General features: G+C 41.9%; 17 protein-coding genes. 6 read left to right on the forward strand and 11 right to left on the reverse strand.

Annotated elements, in window-relative coordinates; genetic code table 11:
* Positions 1–503: 503 nt before the first annotated feature.
* Positions 504–2,615 (reverse strand): winged helix-turn-helix domain-containing protein, encoded by a 2,112-nt coding sequence (locus tag ACTUJY_RS18540; protein ID WP_463617626.1) that lies wholly within the window; start codon positions 2,613–2,615, stop codon positions 504–506.
* A gap of 867 nt (positions 2,616–3,482) precedes the next feature.
* Between ACTUJY_RS18540 and ACTUJY_RS18545 the strand changes: the two genes are divergently transcribed.
* Positions 3,483–3,986 carry a GNAT family N-acetyltransferase gene (locus tag ACTUJY_RS18545; RefSeq protein WP_463617627.1) on the forward strand — a complete coding sequence of 168 codons (504 nt, stop codon included), beginning with the start codon at positions 3,483–3,485 and terminating at the stop codon, positions 3,984–3,986.
* Positions 3,987–4,044: 58 nt separating this feature from the next.
* A complete protein-coding gene (locus ACTUJY_RS18550) occupies positions 4,045–4,848 on the forward strand; it encodes a response regulator (RefSeq protein ID WP_463617628.1) in 804 nt (267 codons plus the stop codon).
* 15 nt (positions 4,849–4,863) lie between these two features.
* On the opposite strand, the gene ACTUJY_RS18555 is transcribed toward ACTUJY_RS18550, so the two are convergent.
* From ACTUJY_RS18555 to ACTUJY_RS18565, 3 genes are all read right to left on the reverse strand, one after another.
* Complete coding sequence (locus ACTUJY_RS18555; RefSeq protein ID WP_463617629.1) at positions 4,864–7,953, reverse strand: efflux RND transporter permease subunit; 3,090 nt, start codon at positions 7,951–7,953, stop codon at positions 4,864–4,866.
* 6 nt (positions 7,954–7,959) lie between these two features.
* The gene (locus ACTUJY_RS18560) at positions 7,960–11,199 is read right to left on the reverse strand and encodes an efflux RND transporter permease subunit (protein ID WP_463617630.1); all 3,240 of its coding nucleotides are present in this window, start codon (positions 11,197–11,199) and stop codon (positions 7,960–7,962) included.
* A 130-nt stretch (positions 11,200–11,329) separates the two neighbouring features.
* Entirely contained in the window at positions 11,330–12,427 is a 1,098-nt protein-coding gene (locus ACTUJY_RS18565; protein ID WP_463617631.1) for an efflux RND transporter periplasmic adaptor subunit, read from the reverse strand.
* Between the two features lie 696 nt (positions 12,428–13,123).
* Between ACTUJY_RS18565 and ACTUJY_RS18570 the strand changes: the two genes are divergently transcribed.
* A complete protein-coding gene (locus ACTUJY_RS18570) occupies positions 13,124–14,533 on the forward strand; it encodes an MATE family efflux transporter (protein ID WP_463617632.1) in 1,410 nt (469 codons plus the stop codon).
* Between the two features lie 145 nt (positions 14,534–14,678).
* Positions 14,679–16,232, forward strand: coding sequence for a M17 family metallopeptidase (locus ACTUJY_RS18575; protein ID WP_463617633.1), 1,554 nt, complete (start codon positions 14,679–14,681; stop codon positions 16,230–16,232).
* A gap of 47 nt (positions 16,233–16,279) precedes the next feature.
* On the opposite strand, the gene dnaE is transcribed toward ACTUJY_RS18575, so the two are convergent.
* The 5 genes from dnaE to ACTUJY_RS18600 form a co-directional block, all read right to left on the reverse strand.
* Positions 16,280–19,759 (reverse strand): DNA polymerase III subunit alpha, encoded by a 3,480-nt coding sequence (dnaE, locus tag ACTUJY_RS18580; RefSeq protein ID WP_463617634.1) that lies wholly within the window; start codon positions 19,757–19,759, stop codon positions 16,280–16,282.
* 96 nt (positions 19,760–19,855) lie between these two features.
* Positions 19,856–20,986 carry a hypothetical protein gene (locus ACTUJY_RS18585; protein ID WP_463617635.1) on the reverse strand — a complete coding sequence of 377 codons (1,131 nt, stop codon included), beginning with the start codon at positions 20,984–20,986 and terminating at the stop codon, positions 19,856–19,858.
* Between the two features lie 180 nt (positions 20,987–21,166).
* Positions 21,167–21,370: a hypothetical protein gene (locus ACTUJY_RS18590; RefSeq protein WP_463617636.1), complete on the reverse strand. Its 204-nt coding sequence runs from the start codon at positions 21,368–21,370 to the stop codon at positions 21,167–21,169.
* Between the two features lie 24 nt (positions 21,371–21,394).
* Entirely contained in the window at positions 21,395–21,793 is a 399-nt protein-coding gene (locus tag ACTUJY_RS18595) for a hypothetical protein (protein ID WP_463617637.1), read from the reverse strand.
* Positions 21,794–21,874: 81 nt separating this feature from the next.
* A complete protein-coding gene (locus ACTUJY_RS18600; RefSeq protein ID WP_463617638.1) occupies positions 21,875–22,306 on the reverse strand; it encodes a hypothetical protein in 432 nt (143 codons plus the stop codon).
* 157 nt (positions 22,307–22,463) lie between these two features.
* On the opposite strand from ACTUJY_RS18600, the gene ACTUJY_RS18605 reads away from it, so the two are divergent.
* Both ACTUJY_RS18605 and ACTUJY_RS18610 read left to right on the forward strand, forming a co-directional pair.
* On the forward strand, positions 22,464–23,075 hold the full coding sequence (locus ACTUJY_RS18605) for a transposase (protein ID WP_463617639.1): 612 nt from the start codon (positions 22,464–22,466) through the stop codon (positions 23,073–23,075).
* The gene (locus ACTUJY_RS18610) at positions 23,051–23,524 is read left to right on the forward strand and encodes a hypothetical protein (protein WP_463617640.1); all 474 of its coding nucleotides are present in this window, start codon (positions 23,051–23,053) and stop codon (positions 23,522–23,524) included. Before ACTUJY_RS18605 ends, ACTUJY_RS18610 begins: the two co-directional genes overlap by 25 nt.
* 498 nt (positions 23,525–24,022) lie before the next feature.
* Here the strand turns inward: ACTUJY_RS18610 and ACTUJY_RS18615 are convergent, their stop codons facing one another.
* Positions 24,023–24,526: a hypothetical protein gene (locus tag ACTUJY_RS18615; protein WP_463617641.1), complete on the reverse strand. Its 504-nt coding sequence runs from the start codon at positions 24,524–24,526 to the stop codon at positions 24,023–24,025.
* A 20-nt stretch (positions 24,527–24,546) separates the two neighbouring features.
* Entirely contained in the window at positions 24,547–25,614 is a 1,068-nt protein-coding gene (locus tag ACTUJY_RS18620; RefSeq protein ID WP_463617642.1) for an RHS repeat-associated core domain-containing protein, read from the reverse strand.
* Positions 25,615–25,744: the final 130 nt, after the last annotated feature.

Here is a 25,744-nt window from a genome sequence, read left to right on the forward strand (position 1 = left end):
TTCACCTCATTTGCCGTCGTGATCCCAATGGACATTGACACTAAATGTACACAACTTGAGATGTGAATACAGTGAATTTATTGTGAAGAAGATGAGAATTTCGAGATAATTGCGCTATTTTTATTACTCAAGACAAATATCCAGATTTATTCTGTATAAAAATCAGCTTCGACTTTAATGACCGCAAAAATGTCATCTCTCAAATCAAAACGCTAGAGCGTATTCAGCGATTGTCCCCTGGTGAGTAAAAACATAAAGGTTAAAAAAAATTTGTTATTCGACCATTTTTGCCTAACTTAACGAAAACCAAACTGTTCCATCAATATCCGTTATCACATAGTTTAAAAATAGAATGTACTCAAACTAAAGTCACATTGAATTAATCGACTTCAGTTTCAAAAAGTTGTTAATTGCGCAACAATACACCAAGAAATTCGGTGACAATGCCTACAGAATACTCGACAGCATCATTCCATTGACATCCGTTAAGTTAATGCTCTCCTTTACTTCGTATGCTTGTTGGTTAAAAATGTTAAATCAACATCAGACTCTCTCGCTTTCACAGATAAAAGCCACTCATTTTGATATGGCATTGAAAAAGAGTAAATCTCAGAACTCAACTTCACTTCTTCCGCATTATTTGAGTTATGAGGTAAAAAGAAAAGTTTCTTATTCGAAGCAAAATACAACCCTCTCTCGGTAGTCTCCCACCGATAAGTTCTATTGAGAGCAACGTCAAAAGGCAAATATACTTCTGCATGATTTTCTCCATGCTTTATCCGCCAAAAACCTTTATCCCTTAAGTTTGCAACATAGCTAATAGGCTGATCAAGTACATCGATTGCTATATAGGTTTCAATTGGAGTCTTCGCTTTTGATAAAGTAAAATCACTCGCATTTAGAATCATAAGTTCCCACTTTTCCATGTCTTTCAACAAAACGTATGCTTCGTCTATTTTTTTCGTCCACTGAAAATTTGTAAAAAACTTATCCTCAGTACTCCACACTATCGAAAAATCATCTAGGTTTATTATGAACCATCGACCTGCAGCGGTACCCCCTAACTTACTTCCATCCGAATTAAAGTTTAAATCAGTAAACCGGATTGTATTTTTAATATTGGTAATTTGAACGGGTCTGTTATTTCCTTTTTTATACCAAACTTGATAAAGCCCCGTGCGGTTTGAAATCCAAGCCACTTGAGAACCGTCTTTTGATACCGCTGGATAAAAGTCTTTATGTGAAGAGCTTTCGTAAAGTTCCGAAACCCCACTTTTTAAATTTAAGCGCTCTAGATCTCGATTTTGTGGAGAGCCGGTTTGAACGATGAGACCATCTTTATACGGCATAGGTGACTTGAACGGTATGGATAACTTTGCAAATACTTCTTTCTGTTCAGTCTTAATCCAAAATTTCACAATATTATTAAATTCGTCCCTATAAACAATTGCATTATCACTATCGGACCATTCAACCGTGTGTAAAGTCAGTTCGACCGAATCAACAAGCTTGGTTTCGCGAGATTTAGTATCGTAGAGCCAAATTTCCGTCGAAGCCCAATTTCTATTTCGTAATATGGCTAAATGATTACCATTTTTTGAAACCGCGAAATAATAATCGCCTTTACCACTAGGAGGAGGAACAGCAATTGGCCAACTTTCAGTATTACTAAAGGATTGTGAATATATGATAAAGGGTTCATTGACTGTCTTCGCAGTTGTGAAGTACATACCATTACCATCAGACCAAATTTCGGCGTGTGAAGTCGTCGACTTTCGACTGCACTTTCCCAACGTCTTAATATTATTCAAGGTTAGCGAATCTTTTTCAAACGTTCCAATTTTAAAAAAACACTCTTCATCGGTAAACTGACTAAACACAATACTTTGATCATTATTAGCCCATCGAGGCATTCGAGTACTAAATTCATTACCGATAAGTGGAATCAGTTCACCGGTTTCCATATTTCGTATATATATCTGCCACATCTCAGTGTTATGCAATTGATAATCAAATAACATCCACTTGTTATCACTCGATAGCGATGGGTATGATTCAATGCCCTTTAAATGGGTAAGACTTTGAGCTTCAGTAAATGTGTTAGGTGAAAATTGGATGACGTCGTTATAGAAATATTTATAAACAATACTAAGGGAGGCAATTACGATGACCAAAAGAATTAAATAATGAATATTTTTTTTAATGTTAGATAAATTAATTTGTACCTTTTCATCCAAAACATCCACTTCAGCAACCAACCGATACCCATGCCCCAATCGGTTCTCAATAACCACTTTTTCCTTTGCCGTATCATCAAATAATTTCCGTAAAACCGTAACTTGCTTACGAGCAGAAGAATCATCTTTATATTGATGCCCATAAATAAATTTATGCACCTCATTTACAGATACGTAGGAGTTCGTATTCTCCAATAAGAGAATTAAAAGCTTGATTGAGTTCGGAGTGATGTTACGTCGTTCGCCTTTTGGCGTGATCACGATTTTTTCATTAAAGTCGACGGTGTAACCTGCAACTTTAACCGGATGTGAACTCCAATCCTCATAAAGGTCGTATTGACTCTCGCTATCCCTTTCAATGGATGGCAATTCACTCATATGAACGGACTCGATTCGTTAAACTGGGTTAAATTTGTTCAATTATTATTATAGTTTTCAAGTAGATACGGCACCTGGAGGACATTCTAGCACCTATGAGTGTTGGATTTAATAGAAATTTTTAGCTCGGATAAGGAAAAATTAACATTGAAAATTTAATTAAATTGCGTTTGTTTAAGATATTATTTCACAATACATATCTCTCTAACGAGATACTTGAGCTTAAACGCATAGTACTAAGTCAAATGGCGGAACGGTGAAAATGCTCGTTATCAAAATCCGGGCAACTCCTCTGACTGACTTAAAATATTCCTGTTCATACGATTATAAATTTCTAAAAAGCACTCAAACCACTTTCAATTGAAAATATCGCAGTAACCAATTTAAATACCAAGATCAGGCATAACCTACAATTCAAATGAGTCAATTCTACAGTGTTCATTACACTCATTTTCACACGACGCCTTCCTTGGCTCCTTGTGATAAAAATAAATCCGAATCGTTTCGTATCTATTCATCCACTAAAGAAAAAAGCCTGTAGCTAAGCACTCGTTCAATGCTACAGGCCAGGAGGGTGAGCAAATAAATCAGGGTGAATAATCATATGCTCACTTTAACTTCAGAGGCTAAGTGCCCAAAACCTCTGAAAGCACCAGAAAGTCAAACGTTTCGAATCCTGGTATTCCGTCGGAAATCACCCATCAGACACCCCTGCCTAAACATGGATGATGCCGACAAAGTAATACTATCAAAACAACAACTATTTAAGCAAGTAGTATTAATATAAATAGTCTATAAAGCCTGTTAGGTGACCTGTTTAGATAAGATCGCTAAAATAAGCGCTTTTATTTCAGCGGAATTGTTCGCATGACTTTGAATATCAATCCAGTTACGGATGAGCAGCAGCTAAAAGAAGTGGAAGAGCTCGCCAATACTATTTGGCATCAGCACTATACGCCAATCATAGGTAAGGCTCAGGTGATCTACATGCTCGATAAGTTTCAAAGTATTCGTGCGATGAAAGAGCAAATCGAACAGGACCATTATCGTTACTTTGAAATACGAGATAATCAAATATTGATAGGATACTTCTCGGTGCAATTGCAAGACAAGACGTTATTTCTGAGTAAACTCTATCTCTCATCAAACCAACGTGGAAAAGGTTATGCCCGCCAAGCCATGGCATTTATTGGTAACCACGCTCGCCTAAAAGGTGCCAGTACCATTCGGTTGACCGTAAACAAATACAATAAAAACTCGATTGCTGCCTATCAATCTTTGGGGTTCAATATTATCGAAGAAGCCGTATTTGACATTGGCCAAGGGTATGTGATGGATGACTTTGTTATGGAAAAGCCACTAGTAAGCTAACTGATAAAAGATCAACTACACTTATCAGAGTGTGCGCTCGGGCGATAAATGACATGCCATGAAATCATTCAATATTCTGGTAATCGATGATGCCAGCATGATCCGAGACCTGATCAAAAAATTTGTCCGAGATTATTTTCCCGGCGCAAAAATATTTGATGCCCATAATGGTCAATCAGGAAAATCGGTGTTACTGCATCAAGACATCGATATGGTATTGTGCGACTGGGAAATGCCAGAAATGAACGGTATTGAACTGCTTGCTTGGTTTCGTCAGGAAAAACGCTACAAAGACCTTCCCTTTATTATGGTTACCAGTCGAGGGGATAAAGAGTATGTCCTCGAAGCCATTCAAGCAGGTGTTAGCGATTACTTGGTAAAACCTTTCAATCGTCAACAATTTGCCGAAAAAGTAGAACGCGCGTTAAAACGACACGGTATAAAAGGCAAAATGGCAGAGCCTGAGCGAACCGCTTCGTCTTCGTTAGAAGTTTTAACCGGAAAAAAGACGACTCCACCCTCTAAACCGAAACCAAAAAAACCATTACCGAAAGGTGTTGCGTTAATCCGTACACCCGAAGGAGAAGCTCGTTGCGCGGTAAAACAACTGGATAAAAATTATTGTCTGGGTGTTTTTAAACGCGTCGACTATATTCCACAACTACTAGAGCCTGTTTCAGTCGACATCGAATTTAAACAAGACGATGAGTCGAAAGTCATGCGCATCAATGGGTTTATTCAATCCATAACAGCTACTGAAAACACACCAGACAGTCAATTAATTCAACTGAAAGTCACTTTTATGGATGAAGATCCTCAAAAGCATCAATTAATTGAAGAATATGTCAGTCAATTCAACTAACCGATGCATCATGAATCAACGTTGAGAGTCAACCGTATCCATACCCGTGCCAAACACTTTCGCTTTTATCTTTGAAGCTTCCTGCCAACGGTTACGCCCCCATTGACTCAAATTATCCAGCCCCACATAAATAGTCGGCAAAATTAAAAGGCTAACAACGGTAGAAAATGCTAATCCTCCGATAACCGCACGAGCCATAGGATAATAGGGCGGTGAGTTGGCATCACCTCCGATGGTTGTATCCCCCATACTTAACGGAATTAAACCTAAAATGGTTGTAGCCACGGTCATTAAAATCGGCCGTAGCCGATCACGTCCACCTTGCAAAATGGCGGCATTTCTTGGCATGCCCTGCCTACGCAAGTGATTAATATGATCAACTAAAACAATACCATTGTTCACAACAACGCCCATTAAAACTAATATCCCGATCATCGCCATGACCGAAAATTGAGTTTGGGTGATAAAGAAAAACCAGAACACACCAACAACCGCATAGCCTATCGAACTGATCACGGCTAACGGAAACAGCATGGATTCAAACAGTGCCGCCATTACCACAAAAATCATCACGACGGCCAACATCATATTCCATAACATAATGTTGTCGGTGTCTTCTTCACGTTGAAAAGCTTGTCCCAAGTTCCACTGATAACCACTGGGTAAAGATACAGTTTTCATAACACGCTCAATTTCCTTTCGTGCCTCATCCATAGTGATTTCATCTTCCAGGTTAGCGATAACACCAATACTGGTTTGCCGGTTTCGTCGTTGAATGATATTTGATGCTTGCTTTGACTTGAAGTCAGCAATACTTGCTAATGGAATCGCTCTGGCATTTGGGCGTGTCAACATTAAATGCTTCAAATCCATTACTGATCGATGATCCTTCTGCCCAAATTCGAGAACAATATCAACCTCATGATCATTACCGCGATAGGAACGTAAAGGTTGCCCTCGAATGGCAACCGATATCATTTGCGCAACTTGCGCCGGATCCAATTGCACATTTTGAGCTTTGGTTCGATTCACAATAACCTGCAGCTCACGATCTTTCGATGTCGCTTCGGATTGTGCATCATAAATTCCTTCCACAGTATTCAGTATTCGCGCCACTTCCTGGCTTAACTCCCGTAACCGGTCCGTCGACTCTCCAGTAACGTAAATTTTCACGCCCTCTTCCTGACCACGATTACGTTCAAAACTCGGCTTACCAATGGGTATTTTGGGTAAATGGTCTTCAATAAACTTTCGAATGTCAGAGACTGATTTTGTAGCGTGCTCTTTATCTTTTAGCAAAATTGTCGACTGCGCCAGGTCATTTCGGTAATAACTGTACACCGTATCAATGTCCAGTTCATCCTTGTGTTGATACAAAAAGGCTTCAATTTTATTGACGGATTCTTCCACACGTTCAATCGTGTATTGACTATCAATGTGGTAGGGTAAAAAAAGCCTACGCTTGGTATCGTCTACAAAGTTATCTTTTGTCACAAACTGTGCAGGAATAGCAACACTAACAATGATTAAAAATGCACACAGGCCCGAAATCGCAGGATGATTCAGAGACCAACTCAAAAACCTTTCGTAACGGTCCATCAACTTATTAATCCATAGGCTCGATCTTTCTCGGCTTTTAATTTTAAATTTGGAAAGCAATAGAGGTATTACGGTTAATGCGATAAACAGTGACGCCGCTAACGCAATCACTATGGTAATGGCAACATGACTCAGAAATACGGTTACGTCGACTTTTTCCCCAACAATATTTGGAAGAAAAACAATGGCCGTTGTGATTGTTCCTGCAAATACAGCCACCCCGACTTCTTTTACTCCAAGCGAAATCGCTTTTTGATTATCATTCGGATATTTTTCCTGATAACGAAAGATACTTTCTGTTACCACGACGGCATTATCAACCAGCATTCCAATTGCTAGCATCAGACCCATCATCGATAAAATATTCAGTGAAACATTAAAGAAAAACATGAAGGCCAGAGTAATGGTTAACGAAAATGGAACCGCCAACGCAACGATCAAAGTTGAAGTCACTTCACGCAAGAAAAAATAAAGCACAATGATGGATAAGCAAAAGCCAATAATACCTGAAATGCTGATGTCTCTTAACGAACGAGTTACACCCTCTGCCTGGTTATCCATCGTGAATAGTTTTATGCCTTCAAAAGCTGGATCATTTTCCGCTTGCTCAATGGTTTTCAATACTTGAGTGGCGACCTCAACCAAGTTAGCATTCGCTTCTCGAGTTATCGACATACCTATCGCGTAATCTCGTCCCAAATGCCGTCCTTCTTGTGGAATAGGTTGCTCTAAAACAATATCCGCGATGTCCGATAAACGAATACCCCGCTGATTGACCACCAAGTTTTCAATATCTTCGATGCTTCGATACTCGCCCAAGGGCTTTACACGATATCGCAGTTCACCGTCAGTAATTCTTCCTGCGGATAACGAAAAATTTTCTTTCTGCAGTTGACTTGCAAGCTGGTTGATATCAATGCCATAAGCACTGACTTTATCTGCGATTAACTGAATTTTTATTTGACGTTTATCGACACCATAAAGATCCACCTTAGACACACCATCGATTCGCTCAATCGGACGTTTGAGTTTTCTGTCCAACATATCGTAAGCATTGGACAAATCACGCTCTGATGAAATGCGCAACTGCAACACCGGCATATCACCGGTACCGCCTGTGAATACAAATATGCGTTGCAAATCATCCGGTAGTTGACTGCGAATAGCATCTATTTTTTCTCTTGCCTCAACACCTTTAATTCGCGCATTTTGGTCCCAATCAAACTGTAAAAAAATCTGCGCGTTGTTATCCGTTGTCGTTGAATATAGGTTTTGAATGGAGCTCATGGTCGCCAGCACTTCTTCCAACGGTCGAGTGATGGTTTCTTCAATCTCTTCGGCGGATGAATTTGGATAGGGCACTTGAATAAAAATGCCCGGAAAGTTAATGGCAGGAAAATACTCTAAAGGAAGCAGCTTGGATGTCATGGCTCCGGTTACTAAAAAGCAAACGAAGAACATCAAGGTTGTCACCGGCCGTTTTAATGCGAGTTGCGTCAGTTTCATCTACCGTTACTCCCCGCGATCCATTACGCAATACAATACAGGGATCACTACCAAGGTCAGTAGGGTTGAAACGAGCAATCCTCCGATCACGGTTATTGCCATGGGTGCCCGTATTTCGGCTCCTTCTCCAAAGCCGAGAGCCAGCGGAAGCATTCCCAAAGTGGTCGTCAATGTTGTCATAACAATCGGCCTTAGCCTCGCCTCACCCGCTTCTTTAACGGCATCAAGTTTTTCCTTTCCTTCCGCTCGCAGCTGGTTGATTTTATCGATGAGCACAATAGCATTGTTAACCACAATACCGGCGAGCATGATAAGGCCGATAAAAACCACAACACTGATCGTTGTTCCCGTAACAAATAAGCCATAAACTGCACCAACTAAAGCCAAAGGCACACTGAATAAAATTACGAATGGATGCAATAACGATTCAAACTGCGACGCCATCACCAAGTACACAAGGAAAATGGCCAGCGCCAGTGCTAGTTTTAAAGAGTCAAAAGAAACTTTCATCTCTTCGTTCTGCCCCCCAATCCGTACTTCAACGCCCTTAACCTTTGGTAATTGGTCGATGAGCTGTTGTAATTCAGCAGCACCTTCTCCCAAATCTCCGTAATTTAGATTAGCGTTGATTATGGCAACGCGCTCCTGCGAAATACGATTAATTTCACTCGGTCCAATGGCGACGTGAATATCTGCAATGGCATCTAAAGTAATGGGCCGCTCAGATTGCGGGTTAATAATCAGCTTTCGAATATCTTCTACCGAGGATCGATCTTTTTCTTGAACGCGAACCAACACATCAATTTTTCGATCTCGAAACGCATACTTAGTAGCCACGTCTCCGCGCAGTTGAGTAACTACTTTTCTCGCAATGTCAGGGACGTTCAATCCCAGATGAGCGGCCTTTTGATGATCAAATTTAATTTGAACCTCGGGATGCCCTTTTTGAATGGTTGACTTAATATCACTGAAGCGATCACTTTCAGACATCAATTGGATTAATCGACTATTTTGTTGCTTTAATTTATCAAGATTAAAGCCACTGATTTCCACCTCTAATGGTGTTTTGAACGTAAACAGCGCCGGCTTTTCGATATTAATTTCAACATCTGGAATTTGTTGCAGTCTCTCTCTTAACGCCCGAATAACGTGCTGCTCCTTTTCACCAGAAACAGGTTTTGAAATGACCACATTGAGTTCACCGCGGTACTCGCCCCCTTTTTCCGGACTGGAGTCCAAACGATTTCCGGTGCCAGCTACCGAATAGGTCCGCTCAACATACTCTACTTTACTCGCGAGTTGTTGCGCTTTCTGAATAATTTGGTCTGTTTGATCGAGCGGTGTACCTGAAGGCGCTTTGATTTCAATTAATAATTCGCCCTGTGACAACGCGGGAATCAACTCAACACCAATACGATTTACTAATAACACGCTGGAGCCAAAAGCGAGGATTGCAATGAACAGCACCAAAACTTTATGTTGAAGTGATTGATTTAGCAGTCGTCGATAGATTTTTTCTAATCCCTGATAAACAAAGTTAAAGGGCACAACTAAAAACAGGAATAAATAACGCATACTTTTACTCACGGCAGCTGCAACAATTTGCACGCTACCAAGTAAATACCTGGGCACAACAAAAAATAAAAACCTGAGCGGCGCCAGAAGTATTCGCTTCCATAGGCGTTCTTCGGTTTGCAATGAAGACTGTGGCACAGCAGGCGTCATACGCGACACATGCGCGCCAGACGCAGAAACCATTGGAATAAACGTCAGTGCCATTAACAGCGAAACCAGTAAAGCAAAAGTAACCGTAAGCGCCTGATCACTAAACAGTTGTCCTGCAATTCCTTCAACAAAAACAAGAGGCAGGAATACCGCAATGGTTGTCATGGTTGCTGCAAAAATAGCACCAGCAACTTCTCGCGTACCTTGTCTTGCTGCAGTTACGCTGTCGATACCCAACTCTTTTTTCTTGGCAATATTTTCCAGTACAACAATAGCATTATCCACGAGTAAGCCTACCGCCAGTGCCAATCCACCCAATGACATAATGTTCATGGTAATGTTGAAGCCGTACATCATATTGAAACTGATGATGACAGAAATCGGTATGGCTAACGATATGATCAACGTTGATTTAAAGTTTCGCAAAAACAAATACAACACGATCATAGCAAGCAGACCACCAAGCATCGCATTAAAGATAACTTCGTTAATTGCCTGCTCAATAAAGTTGGCTTGATTGTAAATTTCTTGCAAAACTCTGTCTTCTGACAGGTTGCTTTTGATAATTTTCAATCGAGAATTCAGTCGTTTGGCGACCGTAACGGTATTGGCATCGCCTTCCTTATAAATGGCGATCTCCACGGCTTCTATGCCATCAAGTCGTGTAATGGCTTCTCGCTCTTTGTACTTTTGTTGAACGGTGGCAATGTCACGCAGGTAAATGGGTTTTCCGTCTTGTGATGAAATTATGGAACCGGCAATTTCATCAACCGATTGATATTGATTGATAGTACGTACTAGAAACTGCTGACTGCCTTCTTCCAGTCGACCGCCAGACAAATTCACATTTTCGGCTTTTAATCGACCCGCGACCTGCTCAATGGAAAGATTTAGCTGACTCAACTTTTGCTGATCCACCAGCACTTGTACTTCGTCTTCCAGGCCACCGCTGACTTTAACAGCCGCAACACCTTCAATAGACTCCAATCGTCGTTTTATTTCTTCTTCAGCGTACCGACGTAATTCGATTAACTCAGCTTCGTTCAACAATCGATTTGTCACCGAACCATCACTTTGCTTTCCCGACATCGATAATCGAACAATTGGCGCCAACGATGGATTAAAACGCAATAAACTGGGCCGTTGTACATCGAGTGGCAATTGCACAATGTCAAGCTTTTCTCGAACATCCAAGCCCGCCATTCCCATATCGGCGCCCCAATTAAATTCCAACAACACATCCGACTGTCCTGCACGAGATATGGAACGAATTTGTCTTAAATTTTTAACAACACCGAGCGACTCTTCAATAGGCTTGGTGATCAGGTTTTCAATTTCTGCCGGTGCGGCACCTGGGTATTCCGTTCGAACCGTTAAGCTGGGGTAAGACAGGTCGGGTAGCAACGTTAGCCCTAAACGACCTAATAACACAAAGCCAAAAATAAGCAATGCGATAGTAAACATAGAAACGGTGACAGGGCGCCGGGTAGAAACATCAACAATAGAAGCAGTCAAACTCATTCAGGAAGTTCCGTAAAAAGGAGAAAAGCCAAATACAAATACTGAATGGTGTGCATTAAACGTGGTTAATAAATCTTTGCAGTCCACTTACGCACGTCAGCATTTGCAATTCTATTTTTATTAATTTTAATTAATCAACACTATTGGCGGTGCTAGCCAATTCAGACTTTGCTGTTCCAGCATTGAGTACTTCGACCTTACTGTCATTTTTCAGACTGTTTTGTCCTGCAATCACCACCTGATCGCCGGCATTCAATCCACCAAGTACTTCAATTTTAAGACTGTCTTCAAAGCCCGTTGTCACTTCCTGTTTTTTTGCAAGGCCATCTTTTACAACATAAACCGATGGAACCTCCGAGTCTGCAATTAAAGCGTTTTTATCAACCAGTAAGGTATCAGAATGGTTAGCATAAATAATACCGACACGACCAAACATTCCCGGCTTCAGTAGTCGCTCAGGATCGTTTACTTCAACGGTCACTTTAAATGTACCGCTGGTTGCATCAACGATTGGTGCGATACGAATCACTTCTCCATGGAACTGACTGCCTTTTCGCGCATCAACACTCACCCAAGCCTTTTGTTTCACCTTTAACTTATGCAGTTCACTTTCGGGCACATGAATTACGGCATGCAAAGGATCAAAATCGGTAACCCGAAATAAAGGATCGTTCGCTCTTACCATATTGCCTACTTTAACCAATCTTTCCGAAACCACACCATCAATAGGAGCAACGATGGTTGCAAAAGTCAGTTCCAATTTAGCCAATTCAAAAGCGGCCATTTGCGCTTCGTAATCAAACTTTAAGCGCTCGTAAGTATCGGAACTGACCATTTTCTTTTCGTAAATGCGCTTGTTTCTTTCCAGCTCCGCTTTCAACCTTCGTAAGTTAGCTTCTGAACGTTTTAATTCAAGTTCAAGACGATCGGTATTCAGTTGCGCCAATACTTGACCCGCTTCAACATAGTCGCCTTCTTCTACCAAAATTTTGGTAATAATTTCACTCGACTTAGCAACAACAGTAGCTTCCTGCTCCGCTTCCAGTGACGTGGTATTGGAATAAATCGCATTCACATCACCACGCACCACTGAGCTGACTTCAACAGGTACCGCAACTTGCTCTTTCTTTTCTTTGTTATTGTCTGCATCCTTATCTTGGCCAGAGTTACTGCAGGCGGTAAGCAGTAACACAGTCATTGCGGATAACACTAAAGACGAAGCTTTCATAACTTTTTCCATTTTCACGTAAAATTCAGTTTCAGGTTAAGTCTGTGTTATACATATATACAACACCAATTCACTTAGATACAAACCCTAGTTTGTAACCAAATTTGCCGCTTCAGATCCTTACGAGTCAGTCACTGCACTTTCACTTTAAAAACGTCATGGCGGCCTGAAACAACTTTGCTCAAGAGAGCATATTTAATGCCAACAGTCTATCTTGTTGATTTATATGCGTTTTTAGATTATTGATTCAGCATGCATTTGGGTGTTTTGGTTTATTTCACCAAAAAATAGTATTCCACAACCTTGATACGACCAAAGCGCCAGAATAGATTCGAATGAACTGTTAACAATGATGTCTTTCGACTTCGGGTCATCACGACTTCACCTTTGAAATCATTTACTCATTGACAACATTAAAAACGGGTGGCATCTTGTCGGCACTTTTCACAACCGAGGTCAAACCCATGAACAATTTGCCTGTCATCGTTCAGCTGGATGAAGTGTCCTGTCTCTCGGTTGTTCTCTGCAATAGTCGCGTTAACTAACAACGCAATCTCCGCGAAGACTCAATCGAGACTCTGAACATTCGGAGTGGTTGGCTGCGCTATTTATCAGCTTAGCCCAACATCCTTTCTTTATTAATTCAAAAATTTAAGCCGGCGAAATCCGTTATTCGTCGCAATCAAGGATTTTGATATGACAAATCACAATGAAAACAAACAATCATGGTTTGCTTTATTCAAGCAAGCTTTAAAAGGCAATGTTGAATACGATTTAACGCAAGGTTCTATTGGCAAAGCTGCATTTTTGCTGGCTGTTCCTATGGTTTTGGAAATGGCGATGGAATCCATCTTTGCGGTCGTTGATATTTTCTTTGTTTCCGGGCTAGGAGCAGAAGCAATTGCGGTTGTTGGACTGACAGAAGCGGTCATTACGTTACTCTACGCCATCGCTATCGGATTGAGCATGGCCGTTACTGCCATGGTTGCTCGACGAATTGGAGAAAAGAAAAATGAAGACGCCAACTTAGTTGCCGGCCAAACACTGTGGGCTGGCTTATTGGTCGCTTTTGTCGTAGGCAGCACAGGCATTTTCTTCGCACCCGATATTCTGGCCGCCATGGGCGCCGATCCATCAGTGATCAATCAAGGCCAGTCTTATACCGCAATCATGCTGGGCGGTTCTATAACCATTCTTTACCTGTTTTTGATCAACGCTATTTTTCGTGGTGCAGGAGATGCCACCATCGCCATGCGTTCGCTGTGGCTCGCAAATGGAATCAATATTGTGCTCGATCCTTTATTGATTTACGGCGTCGGCCCTTTTCCAGAAATGGGAGTTACCGGTGCTGCGGTGGCAACAACAATTGGTCGAGGTATTGGAGTGATTTATCAGCTGTATCATTTGTTTGGTCAGTCCAGTCGAGTTCAAGTGCGTTTGCCACATTTGAATCTTGCGCCTCAAATACTCGCACGAATTGCAAAAGTCTCCGTTGGCGGCATATTGCAGTTTTTAATCGCAACCGCAAGCTGGGTTGTTTTGGTGAGAATCGTATCGACTTATGGCAGTGCCGCCGTTGCCGGTTACACCATTGCGATTCGGGTAATTATTTTCACTATTTTACCCGCTTGGGGTTTGAGTAATGCAGTCGCCACATTAGTTGGGCAGAATTTGGGGGCGGGTAAACCCGAACGCGCAGAAATCTCCGTTTGGCAAATCACAAAATACAACGTGTATTTTATGATAACCGTCGCCTTGGTGTTCATCACTTTTGCTGAAGCGATTGTGGGTTTCTTCACACAAGATCCGGAAGCCTTGCGTAGTGGGGTCGACTGTTTGCGCTTTATCAGTTATGGCTATGGTTTTTATGCGGTTGGCATGATTGTCGTACAAGCATTTAATGGCGCAGGCGATACCATGACACCCACCAAGATCAATTTCTTCTGCTACTGGATGTGCCAAATACCCTTGGCCTATCTGTTGGCAAAAGTATTCGCTCTTGGCCCTATCGGAGTATTTTTATCCATCACCATTGCCGAATCCTTAATGGCTTTGGTCGGTGTTTGGCTATTCAAGCAAGGCCACTGGAAACTCAAACAGGTATAAACTTTAACCGCTGCTGCGTAGTGCTCTTTTGCTACGCAGCGATTTTCATTCATCAATTATTCTCACTTCCCTTTCTTTATACTTGTAATTCATTTTTACTACGATTAGTTTTATCAGCACTAAAACAAAAACTTCAGGAGACAAAATGGCCTTTCCAAGACCGGTCACTGTTACCGATTTCAATCAATTGATGAACGATCATGGGCATTACGACGCATTAATCATCGTATCATCGCAAAAAGAATTCACAATCGATTCGTCCATTAATAGTTTTTTGATCCAGGCCTCAGCCATTGATCATCGCATTGGAAAAGAAACGGTTTTGTTGCAGCACGACAAATGCCCAGGAAAACGATTAATCCATGCACCAACGGGCGACTTGAGAAAAGACAGCGATGACGTCCGAAACTTTGGTGACACAGCAAAAGCGGCAATTGTTATGGCTAAAGACGCCGGAGCAATTAACCCTGTTCTGGTCATTGATGGTGTACCCCAAGAAGCGCCATTTCAAAATGCGCTATCGGTTGCTTTTCTTTCAGCCTGCCAAGGGCTGTGGAAACCCTTAGAAGCACGTGAAGTCATCGGTGAAGAAAAGCTGGAAACGGTTCAGTCTATCGGACTTTACGATCCGAACAACTCACTCGATATCGAATATTTAAGCGCAGTAGAAACCGGTCGACGACTCGCACGCGATCTGTGCGGAACGGAGCCCGAAAGAATGGCTCCACCGATGTTCGCGGACTATTGCAACGATGCCTTTCGCGATACTGCGGTTAAGGTAACAGTAGAATCAAGTCGCACAACGCTCGAAGCCAAATATCCGTTACTCGCCGCCGTTGCTCGAGCTTCACAGTGTGTTGAGCGCCATCAACCGAGAGTCATTAAACTCGAGTATCAAGGCGACGGTCCAATTGAAAAAACATTAATGCTGGTGGGTAAAGCCGTCACTTATGATACCGGCGGTGCCGACTTAAAAGTCGGTGGACACATGGCTGGTATGAGCCGTGATAAAGGTGGTGCAGCGGCCGTTGCAGGTTTTGTAAAAACCGTTGCCGAACTCAAGCCCAAAGGGTTAAAAGTGGTTGCTTATATTGGCGCGGTTCGTAACAGCATTGGTTCTGACGCTTTTGTTGCCGATGAAATTATTACCGCACATTCAGGTAAACGTGTTCGTATTGGTAATACCGATGCTGAGGGTCGCCTGGTGATGTGCGATCTCCTTTCGCATTTCCGCGAACAAGCGCAATCCGAAGTCAATCCGCAACTTTTCACCATCGCTACTCTGACTGGCCATGCTGCATTAACGGTGGGACCCTATTCTTTATATGTCGACAATGGTCCTTCATTGCAATCAAAAACGGGAGCGCAACTAGCTGAGGTGGGTGATTTATGGGGCGACTGCGGCGAAACCAGTCGTTCAAGACGTGAAGACTGGAAAATTATTAAAAACCGCAGCGAAGCCGATGATGTTTTATCCTCCAACAATGGACCTTCGGTTTCCATTGCACGCGGCCATCAATTCCCTATGGCATTTTTGTGTTTGGCGTCTGGCCTTGACGATCACGGCCATCGTTCAGAGCATCCCATTCCATATTGCCACATTGATATTGCTGGAAGCGGAGTAGAAAGTGGCGATTGGCAACACGATAAACCCACCGGTGCACCGGTTGTTGCTTTGGCTGGTCAGTATTTGAGGTAAAACTTACGAGAAAAAGTAAGCCGGTTAAATCATGCCAGCTTACTTTTTCAATACTCCAACTCCACCTTCTCACAGCCATCAATACCTTCCAAGTGATATATCAAATCATCGGTTGGTTGAACGCGCCATTCGTCATTTAAACGAATATCGACTTTATGTCCATTCATGGTGTAAATAAATTTGATGGGTGTTTTTCCGTTTAAACTCGGTTTAATGAATCGCTCTAATTGATCAGCAATATTTTGCGAAGCTTTGTTATCATCTAACTCAATATTCAAACATTTCGCATATTGTTCGCGAGCACTTACAAAATCAAAAATTTGCACAGTATTGATGCGGTTGCCGCCACTAAAATCATCATACTTAACATCACCTTCCGCAATAATAATGTTATCGTTATACAAAATATCTTTGTACTGATCGTAAATGTTGGCGCCAACAAATAATGAAATTCGACCGCTTTTATCATCCATGGTGACAATGGCAAATCGCTCACCTCGTTTATTGGTGCGCACCATCACATCAATAATCAATCCGGCCGCTTTTACGTTTTCACCACGACGCGTTGGTTGAATTTGATTGATGCGATTAGAAACAAAGTTTTTCAGCTCTGGCAGGTAACGATCAATCGGATGACCGGTAAGATAAAGCCCAAGCGTTTCCTTCTCACCTTGCAACACTTGTTCTTCCGGCCAAGGTCGCACTTTTGCCCAGTTGAGCTCACCAGTGGATTGATCGGCAGTGAAGGCGTCACCGAACAAATCATTTTGTCCAATAGCGGCGGCTTTGTTTTGTTGATCGGCAGCTTTAATTGCTTCATCCAAACTCGCAATTAATACGGCTCGGTTAGGGCCAAGGTTATCAAGCGCGCCGGCTTTGATCAGGTTTTCTAAAGTGCGTCGATTGACTTTTCGTAAATCCACTCTTCGGCAAAAGTCAAAAAGATCGGTGTAAAGCCCGTTTTCGTTTCGCTCTTTTACAAAACTTTCAATCGCGCCTTCACCGACGCCTTTAATCGCACCAATTCCATAAATAATGGTGTTTTCATCGGTTACGGTAAATTTGTATTCGCCTTTGTTAACATCCGGCGGCATAATTTTAATACCGTGCCGAATGGTGTCATCTACAAAGGTCACCACCTTGTCGGTATTGTCCATATCAGCAGACATTACCGCAGCCATAAACGCCGCTGGGTAATGTGCTTTTAAGTATGCGGTTTGGTAAGCCACCAGTGCATAAGCAGCAGAGTGCGACTTGTTAAACCCGTAACCCGCAAACTTTTCCACCAAATCGAATATATTCATCGCCAGATCAGGATCGATGCCCAAACTTTTCGCACCTTCTTCAAAAATCGAGCGCTGTTTGGCCATTTCTTCCGGCTTCTTTTTACCCATCGCCCGACGTAACAAATCGGCACCACCAAGGCTGTAATTCGCCAAAACCTGCGCAATTTGCATGACCTGTTCCTGGTAAACAATAACGCCGTAAGTGGGCTCTAAAATCGGTATTAAAGAGTCATGCTGATAATCTGGGTGAGGATATGAAACCTCTGCTCGACCGTGTTTTCGATTGATAAAATCGTCCACCATGCCCGACTGTAAAGGACCGGGGCGAAACAGAGCCACCAAAGCAATAATGTCTTCAAAATTACTCGGCTGCAATCGATCAATCAGGTTTTTCATGCCCTGCGATTCAAGCTGAAAAACTGCCGTAGTATCGGATGCTTGTAACAATTGGAAAGTCGGTTTATCTTCGAGCGGAATGAGGTTGATATCGAGCGGTTCTTCACCTTTTTGTTTTCTTAAGTCGTTCACGATATCCATCGCCCAATCAACGATGGTCAGCGTTTTTAATCCCAAAAAGTCGAACTTTACCAAACCGGCTTTTTCAACGTCGTCTTTATCGAATTGTGCGACCAGTCCGGAATAGTTTTCGTCACAATAAATGGCTGTAAAGTCGGTTAACGTTGTTGGTGAAATAACCACGCCCCCCGCGTGCTTTCCGGCTTGACGAATGATGCCTTCGAGCGACTTAGCCATATCCCAAATTTCTTGCGCTTCTTCGTCCTTTTCCAGCATGTCGACCAATTCGGGTGATTCTTCCAGCGCTTTGGCCAGAGTCATTCCCGGTGTAGGAGGAATCAATTTCGACAGTCGATCGGCAAGTCCGTAAGGTTTTCCCAACACTCGCGCTACGTCTTTTACAACCGCTTTAGCCGCCATGGTGCCAAAAGTGATAATTTGCGAAACGGCATCACGGCCGTAAGTTTCGGCGACGTAATCAATAACGCGATCACGTCCGTCCATACAAAAATCGACGTCAAAGTCGGGCATCGATACCCGCTCGGGATTCAAAAACCGCTCAAAAAGTAAATCGTAAGCTAAAGGATCCAAATCGGTAATTTTTAATGCGTACGCCACTAAGGAGCCAGCACCCGAGCCACGCCCAGGGCCAACCGGCACATCGTTATCTTTGGCCCATTGAATGAAGTCGGCAACAATCAAAAAGTAGCCAGGAAATCCCATTTGATTGATTACATTGAGTTCTATTTCGAGTCGTTCATCGTAAGGCTTTCGTTTTTCATCAAAGTCCGGTGCATTGCGATCAAGCAAAACATCCAGTCGCTCTTCCAGTCCTTCGCGACTCACTTTACAGAGGTATTCGGCTTCATCCATGTCACCGGTTGGAAACTTAGGCAGGTAATAAGTCCCTAACTTCAGCTCGACCGAACAGCGCTGGGCAATCTGAACGGTATTTTCAATCGCCTCAGGAATATCGGAGAACAGTTCCATCATCTCTTCTGCCGACTTCAGGTACTGCTCTTCGCTGTAGTTTTTGGGTCGATCCGGATCTTCCAGTACACGGCTCATACCGATACAAACACGAGCTTCATGTGATGTAAAATCGTCACGTTCTAAAAAATGCACATCATTGGTGGCAACAACGGGCGTTGAAGATCCTTGTGCCAACCCTACTGCGGCATGAATGTAATCTTCTTCGTTTTCTCGCCCAGTACGTTGCAACTCCAAATAGTACCGGTTGCGAAAGTAATGATTCCAAAAGCCCAGCAACTGTGCGGCTTGTTGCATATTGTTAGCGAGTAAGGCCTTACCAACATCGCCTTGCCGACCGCCTGATAACACAATCAGTCCGTCATTCCACTCTTTAAACCAATTTCGTTCGATAATGGGTACAGCGCGCTTTTGGTTCGTCGTATAGGCTTTAGAAATCAAACGCTTGAGGTTGGTATACCCTTCGTCGTTTTGACACAGCAACACCACTCGAAAGAGCTCATCACCTAACTCATCGCAGTGCACCCAAACATCACAACCCACAATGGGCTTAATACCGTTGGATTGCGCTTCGTTATAAAATCGCACCAAACCGCAAATATTGTTTTGATCGGTCAATGCAAGTGCCGGTTGCCCCAGCGCTTTGCATTTCTGTATCAATGGCTTAATACGACACAAACCATTGGTCATGGAGTATTCAGTATGTAGACGGAGATGAACAAAAGGAGCTGACATCGGCTAAATATTAATCATTGTTTTTTGACTAGAGCAACTAGTTTAAGTGAAAAAAGGCATAGGTAAAACGGTTATTTTACTTAACCTTTTAAGCGATTAAAGCGCCTTACAGGGTTGAAATGTTTCATCATGAAGCAACCGGTCTACTTCATTGTTAATTCGACGTTGCGCTGTTATCTCATCGTACTGTTCATATTGAGAAAACACAAAATAAGCCAAATGAGTATCGTATTCTAGGAGTTGAGGTAACAGGAAGGCATATTTATAGAACTTATCTGTTGCAATTTCTTTGCGTTGAAACTCTTGTGTTTGCTCAGCATTGTCTAAAGCTTTTAATGCCATTCTTTCAAGAGCAAATCCTACATTCCGATCCAATAATGTAGGGGCAAACAAAGTAAGCTTTCTGCCAACATCTCGGCATTGAAGCAAAGCGCTGTACTCAAGTTCAAGATTTGAACAAAGTTGAATAAACGTAGCTGGATAGTTCTTTAACGTTGCAGCTGCAATTCCAGCGCCTAGGGTCATGTTAAGATTTATATTGTCGTACCCTATCGAACTGAGTGATTGATGTGCCAAACTCATGAACAATGCATGGTGATTAGTGTGAATGGTTGAAGATAAATAGCGATCGATATAATTGTTCGCCGTTGAAAAATCTTTACGTTCCAAGTAACTCGCCGCTATGAGTAAATTAGCAAGCCCATCCGCCTGCAGTTTTTCACCAAGCACTTCCACTTCATTCTGGCTGCACTTTAGAGTTTTGTTTGTACATAAAATAAGTCGATGAATACGGCTAAAATTAGAAAATCGACCGCCTTCATTTTCAACGTCTAAAAGCACTTTTTTGTACGCATCCAATTCAGAGTTGCTAACCTTTCCTGCTCCGATATAGTAAGCAAACAATTTCACCGAAGCATTATCCAGTTCAAGCATTTTTTGAGACATTACTTCAGTGTTTTCCATCAAATATAAATATTCGGGGTCTAGGTCATACTCTATCTTTTTAATGCAGTTTATTTTATCTTCAACGGTTTGATCTGACTCCTCATTAGCAGGCTCACTTTTGATACCCTCCTTGCTTCTAGAAGACGCTGCCTTTAATTTAACCGTTTTTTCTTGGCCATCAATTGTGACTGTTTCGTTACTTTTAAAAGTAACTGGTTTGAAGAACAAGTAAGTCGTACACAATATGACAACGATGATTACTAGTAAATTTTTTCTATTCATGTTCAATTATCCAAATTATTATGCAGATCCGTTATTAAGCGATTAAACCGCACCTATCTTTTCCAACTTTTAACAATGAACACTGTTAAACAACTGCAAGAGCATCTAAAAATCGACTTGATTGGCTCTAAAAATTTCGTAAGTCTCGTATATTTAAGTTTCCTTACAATACGAAACATCCTATTGATTCGATGCGATTGTAGTGGTCAAGTAAAACTGTTTAATCAAGGTTACGGTTTTATCGAACCGGTATTCGGCTTCATAGTTGCCGTTGATGGGGTCGAGAATGGTTTCGCGTTCCAGCCGATACAAACTATCGTGCGAATAAATCGAGGTGCGACCACTCAGCTCTTCAATTTGTGTGCGATGTCCGGTGGGTGCCAACGTATAAGGTATGGATGTCCCGACTTAACCTGAAGAAAAGTGCCAGTGGCTTAACCCTTCTTTAAGCTCACCCAGAAAAGTATCTTTCAAACTAATACTCAATTCAAAATTGCTTAAACCGTTCTCTGCGGAACAATGAATTAGACTTAACTTATTTTTTAATCTAGTAATTTTGAATACCATCTCATTACTATCACTTAGAAGAGATATGTCAGAGTTATTATTTTGAATGGCATCTCGAAATTTAATCACATCGCTAACTAATAGCCAGTAACCTAATGACTCACATTCCAATCTTTGGCGCTCACCTCCAAAGTCAAATACCAAATTTAAGTAAACTCTATCAACTTCGTCTCGATCAAAAAAGTGCATATTTAATATCAGCTCTCCAGATGTAGCTGTGAAAAAATACTCTTTATCCATTATTGTCATACACCTCAAATTTTAAACGATCACTATATATTAATTATTTCCTCTGGGACATGGAATTGATCTTTTACCTTTCTAACATTGTCTTGCTTTACAATGCCTAGCCTGAGTGCCACTAACACACCTTGAGTTAGCTGACGCTTGAGCAGCTGTTACAGCTGCTGGCAGTGTAATACCAAATCCAATTTCTTCAACAAACCCAATCGATGGCTCACCGGAACCAGCTCTTTTAACGTGACACCTAGTTAAAACTTTAAATGGTCCATTTCCATTCTCAGGAATAGGAGTACTATTAATTCTTTCCATCTTTTGTCGATCGGATTCACCATTTTCCTTAAAAACTAGATTGAATAAATTAGTAGCGGTATCCATAGTAAGCAACTCTAAAAGCCCTCGCTCTTTGTCTGTAAGAACACCGTCAAAACCGGGACTTCCGGTTCTATCCAAACTAAAAGCGTTGCTCGCATTATGAACTGCCATAGTAGTTAAAACCGATAAACCAACCATAGCAACTCCTTGCTCAAGTAGAGTCATATTTCCACTATCGAATATTTTGAGGACACCCACAGCTCAAAACCAATAATCACAGATTTCACCTTGACCAACAAGTGCAAATTGATTAAGTTACTTGCAGGACTTAAGTGAATTATACGGACATAACACCATGACACGCGCCAGAAATACGCTCATCGATTTAAATCAAACCTCCTATTATCATTGCATCGCCCGCTGTGTTCGACGCGCTTTTCTCTGCGGAGAGGACTCCGTTACCGGTAAGAGCTTTGAACACCGCAAAAACTGGGTGGTGGAACGGTTGGACTATCTGGCCAAAACCTTCGCTATTGAAGTGGCCAGTTATGCGGTTATGTCCAATCATTATCACGTTGTTCTACGTGTCGATGTTGAAAAAGCTAGAGATTGGAGTGAAGCCAACGTTGTTCGTCGCTGGAAGCGCGTTTGTAAAATTCCACTTCTCGTACAGCGGTATCTAAAAGAAGAAACCACACCCGCCCTATCTAAAATGGCTCAGGATATTATCGAAAGCTGGCGTCAAAGACTGATGGATATTTCCTGGTTTATGCGGTTGTTAAATGAGCACTTGGCTCGCGAAGCCAATAAAGAAGACAACTGTACTGGTAGGTTTTATTCGCGCAGTCCATTGCGCTCACCCTTCGGGCCATCGTCGTTCCTTCGATGTTCAAATTCGGTTCCAGACACAATTTGTGGGAAGGACGTTTCAAGTCACAAGCTTTGCTCGACGAGGCCGCTGTTTTAACCGCCATGGCTTATGTTGATTTAAATCCCATTCGTGCGAATATGGCAAGAACACCAGAAAAATCGGACTTCACTTCCATTCAGCAACGCATCAAACAAAAGAAAAACCAGCCGCTTGAAAACAAAGTAAAGCTTATGCCACTCACACTATCGAAGCACTCTGCGCATCAACATGGCTTTTCATTTTCAACTCAAGATTATTTTGATTTGGTCGATACCACCGGTCGTATTATCCGAGACGACAAACGCGGTTATATTCCAAGCAACTTGCCTCCCATTTTAAAGCGCCTCAATCTCGAGCCTGACGGCTTCTTAAAGCTGATGCGCCGTAAAGATGACATTGCCGGTTTAAATGTTGTGGGCTCGCCTACTTCCTTAACGCACTACATCGAAAGCATTGAGCAGAAGTTTATTAAGGGTATTGGGATTAGCCGAAAGCTTTATACCTGAAACGAATTCAGTACAAAACATCACTTCCATCAGCCCGACGCTGATGCGTTCCTGCATTCGAGTTCAGAGCGAAACCCTCATTTCACCGTCGCTCACTCAACTATTACTAGTATTCTTCACAAAAAACTAAACTTTTAACGACTGCTGAATAATTTTTACTGCCTGACTGATATAAAACTTCAACCTTTAAGGTATGGCTGTCCCGACTTAATTAATTTCAGAGCGAACACCTCATTTCATCGTCGTTCATTCAACTATTACTAATATTTTTCACAAAAAGCTAAACTTTTAACGACTGCTGAATAATTTTTACTGCCTGACAGATATAAAACTTCAACCTTTAAGGTATGGCTGTCCCGACTTAATTTATTAATTTCTGGACTATCCTCAAATGATTAATAAGGCCCCAAAGGTCTCCAGGGCAAACCGGAACACCTATTCCGGTGAAACGTGTTCGGTCTGCTGATCAAAGTGAAAAAATAGTTACGTGCACTCAACTCAAGCTGTTTTCGAGTACTTATCTAAGTAAGGAATTCCATATTCCTGTATTTTTCTAATGCAGTCGTCTATCAGAGGTTCTAATCGAGTGATTGCTTCATCTTCTGTTGGCTTTTGATTGTTAATTATTAACTCCTGCAAAGGATCATCACATTTTATTTTAGGTATTTTCCAAAAAGAATCACTTTTGTCTACGATATAAGATAACCTAGCGGAATACTCTAGAGCGCCACAAGGAGTGAAGTCCAAGTCGCATGGTCTTCCAGCCAATTCAGGAAACCTTCCCTTATGAGACCACGCCAATTCTACATAGAACTCATCATCTTTTGGGTTTGGAATTAAAATGATAAATAAATGCAGAGATTCACTTAAAATATTTCGAAACACTATTTCACCAGGAAACACATAGTCAGATTTTATACGAGTAAGTTTAAAGTCTGGTAGCAATGTTGCCAGCTTATGTGTAAAGCTCTTTTTAAGAACCTTCGTGTATTCTTTTTTCATACAATCCTCAATAAGTTTCGTTAAGGCATTCCAGTAAAGAAAAATCTAGTCCAATGTACTAGTCCCATGAGCCCATGTACATGCTGTACAAAAGGCGCATTAGGCCCAAGTTGCCGCTCTAACAACGCCATTTGGGCTGGTGAAGGCGCTTTAAAAGTAAACAATACTACTTGAGCATTATTCTGAACAGCTTGTTGGGCTGTAGAATAAGTTCTAATTTGATTAACTAATCTAGTTAATGCAGCACCAGTTCTCGCCGGTAATTGGTATTTAACCTCTAAAGCAGCAATTTGATTCCCAGCTCTCACCCAAAAGTCCACAATTCGTCTTCCACCCTCGCCAACTAGAACGTAATTGGCTCTATATGCAAGTCCTTGATGAGATAAAATTCTAGCAACTGTGGTTTCGACAACCATCCCGAGGTTTCTCATCGCTAAGCCTCCTACTGACTTAGAAATGGCAAAACCAGAGCGAACACTAGTAAGAGCTAGTGAAACAGAATTATTCAATCCGGAAATTAAACCATTCAGTGTCATATTTCCAGATGGATCTGTTCCATTTACAGGATCCGCATTCGCGTACAAGTATTTATGGAGCGTTATAGGATCTTGTGAGTTACCCATCCAAGTATCCATCTGGGTAAAACGCCCCACATCCTGGTCGTAATACCTAGCCCTTAGATAATAATTATCCAACGCACGGTCGAACTGCTCGCCAGTGTATAAATAGTCGTTATCGGTAGTGCCGGTTTGCGCCAGCGTCACTCCAAACGCATCGTAAAAATATTCATCCGAGATATTGCCTGTGCTGTCCGTTAAACTTCGGGTACTTCCCAAACCATCCACCATAAAGTAATGGCTTTGGTTGTTGTGCGTTTGACTGATAAGGTCATCACCAAAAATGTATTCTTTATTAACGGTGCGGGTGTTGTCCGTTTCCGCAATCACTTGAGCATAGGCTTGGTTGTTATCGACAATAAAGTGTGTGACTTCTCCGCTTTCGGTTTTTCCAATGCGAATACCGTTCACATCGTATTGATACGATGTAGAAGTAATATTGTAAGCGTCCAGCAAAACACACCTATCCATAAGTAAAATTAATTCTTACTCTCCTGAACTTTTAGCCAGGAGACATTTCATGATTAAGCGAACCCAAGAAGAATGGTTGCAATTGTTTGCCGAACATGAAGCCAGCGGATTGAGTGCCAATGCCTTTTGC

The organism is Pleionea sp. WD8-19, assembly GCF_055326765.1.